The sequence below is a fragment of the Gardnerella sp. 30-4 genome (assembly GCF_001641215.1).
Lineage (GTDB): Bacteria > Actinomycetota > Actinomycetes > Actinomycetales > Bifidobacteriaceae > Bifidobacterium > Bifidobacterium leopoldii.
The window spans coordinates 9,129-11,684 of sequence record NZ_LXJL01000023.1 but is presented as its reverse complement, the minus strand read 5'-3'; the positions used below and the strand labels follow the sequence as shown (position 1 = coordinate 11,684).

The following is a 2,556-nucleotide window of genomic DNA, read 5'->3' as shown; positions in this document are numbered from 1 at the left end:
ATTAAAAATTTACTTGTAAAGGCGGGTGTTGTGCATCCGCCTTTACTTTTTACCTAACGAAATATGCTTATATAGTAATAATAGTATGCAATTTAAAAGTAGGTGCGCATAAAAGTAGGTGCGTGTAAAACATGTGCGCATTCTAAAAGTATGTATATGTACTAAAAGTAGGTGTGTATGATTGCAGGAATAGGGCACGACTTGGTAAACGTTGCGCAGTTTGCTCAGCAGATGCAGGATGGCAACGGTTGGCGTGCGCTGTTTTCTGTGCGAGAGCTTCGACAATGTGATCTTCGTGCGCAAGTGAAGAATGATGAGAAAGCTTTACATATTGCAGCACGTTGGGCTGGCAAAGAAGCTGTGATTAAAGCGTGGTCCGAGGCGTTATGCACAATAAATAACCCTTATCCATATACTCTGGATAACATGCCGTGGGCTAGTATCGAGATTCTTAACGATTCCCATGGTTGCCCGCGCGTTATTCTCAGCTCAGATGTGCATTCGCAACTTGTAAAATCGCTTTTCAGTGCGTCCAGCGAGTGTGTAGATAGTAGTGAGCACGTAGCTAATATTCGTTGGCATATTTCGCTCAGCCATGACGGATTATTAGACGATAATTCAGCTTTCGCATCAGCTGTTGTAATGCTTGAAGTCTTATAAGAAAAGATACAATATAAGAAAAATATGTTTTGTGCACTTGTGTCGATGTCACAAGCATCTGTATACTTGAACGAGTCGATATTTGTGCGTGAATATTTCGTGCAAGTATGGTGCGTAATTGCGGACGTAGCTCAATGGTAGAGTCTCAGTCTTCCAAACTGATTACGCGGGTCCGATTCCCGTCGTCCGCTCCATTTTTTATTTTTGCTTTACGTTTTGCAATTCTCTTTTTAATGGTTTATTTATTTCAGTTTTTTTGTAAAAATCACATATTTTTGCATATTATTTTCACATTTCTATTGAATTTATGCTTGTTATTAGGGTGCTATTGCTATGGTAGTAGCGGAGAAACACGTAAAAAACATGTCTGGAGGACTCGTGGGACAGATTATCGTACGTGTATTAGCTGGATTAGTGTCGGCTGCTACTGCTTTCACTATGAATGTCATTGCGCCGCAAAAATCTTCATCGATTGAACATGTGAATACTAATGTGCATGCAAATGTGCGTGCTAATGTGCATACCAAAAGTGTTGTTAAGCCTATTATTCAATCACATTCTGGCACTGTGTATCAAAGCTCGTTTATTGATAATGAGTATGGTGCGCATTGGAGCGATGCTGATGGTACTACGGCTTTTATCGATGGAAATGATGATGTGTTCGTTAATAACGCTAAGGCGGTTATTGACGTTTCTGAGCATCAAAAAGAAATTGATTGGGATGCTGTAAAAGCTTCTGGAGTAGATGGTGCGATTATTCGTATTAGCTATGGCTGGGATAATGGATATGACAAGCAAGCTTTGCGCAATATTAGCGAATGCAAGCGTCTTGGTATTCCATTCGGCATTTACATGTATTCCTATGCTGAAAAAGCTGAAGATGGTGCTGCTGAAGGCGCCGACATTGTAAATCTTTTACAGGGTGCTGGAGTAAGTCCTCAAGATTTAACGTATCCTGTTTATTACGATTTGGAAAAGTGGAGCTGGAGTGGTCATAAACCACCAACATCCCCATATGTTTACCAGGATATTGTTGCTTCCTGGTGGAATCAGTTAGTTTCTGCAGGCTACCATAAGCTCGGCGTTTACTCTTATACAAATTATTTGAGAGGACCATTAAATTCTCAGTATATTCACGAGCGTACAAGCTGGGTTGCTAGCTACGGTTCTCGTGTAGGCTTCCCTATTTCTACAGCATTGCGCGGATGGCAGTACACTTCCGACGGCAGCGTTGACGGAATTGATGGTCGCGTTGATTTGAACGCATTTGGCATGGCTGATGGCAGCGAAATCAATGGTGTTTCTGAGTTTGGTAACACGATTACTAACACCAGCACAAATTCTTCGCAAGAAGTTGGAGACGGCTGGAAAGTAAGTAAGAAAGCAAATCGCCGCGATCTTTGGACCAACGGAGATAAAAGCTTTATTCTTCAGTACGAATTGCGCGACTCCTACTATGGTCACGGCGGTTACGCTCGTCTTGGTGCTCCTGTTGCAGACGAAGAAAACTTGGGAGGCGGCTGGTGGCGTCAGCGTTGCCAGCATGGCGACGTGTTTACGCAGGGTCGAGATAAGAAGTACGTGATTCAGTATGAATTGCGTGACTCTTACTACAAGCATGGTGGCTATGGTCGTCTTGGCGCTCCTGTTGCCGATGAGGAGAATATGGGTGCTGGCTGGTGGCGTCAGCGTTGCCAGCATGGCGACGTGTTTACGCAGGGTCGAGATAAGAAGTACGTGATTCAGTATGAATTGCGCGACTCCTACTATGGTCACGGCGGTTACGCTCGTCTTGGTGCTCCTGTTGCAGACGAAGAAAACTTGGGAGGCGGCTGGTGGCGTCAGCGTTGCCAGCATGGCGACGTGTTTACGCAGGGTCGAGATAAGAAGTATGTA

The 2,556-nt window shown here is 43.8% G+C and carries 2 protein-coding genes and 1 tRNA gene; all 3 read left to right on the top strand.

Annotated elements, in window-relative coordinates; all coding sequences use genetic code 11:
• The first annotated feature begins 177 nt into the window (after positions 1 to 177).
• Positions 178 to 660 (top strand): holo-ACP synthase, encoded by a 483-nt coding sequence (locus A5294_RS02085; RefSeq protein ID WP_004106305.1) that lies wholly within the window; start codon positions 178 to 180, stop codon positions 658 to 660.
• A 120-nt stretch (positions 661 to 780) separates the two neighbouring features.
• Positions 781 to 854, top strand: a tRNA-Gly gene (locus A5294_RS02080).
• Between the two features lie 139 nt (positions 855 to 993).
• On the top strand, positions 994 to 2,556 hold a 1,563-nt coding region (locus A5294_RS02075), incomplete at its 3' end, for a glycoside hydrolase family 25 protein (RefSeq protein WP_156483438.1).

What these genes read in the sequence shown, in the direction of transcription:
- A5294_RS02085 (WP_004106305.1), top strand. Translation starts at nt 178, where the DNA reads ATGATTGCAGGAATAGGGCACGACTTGGTAAACGTTGCGCAGTTTGCT.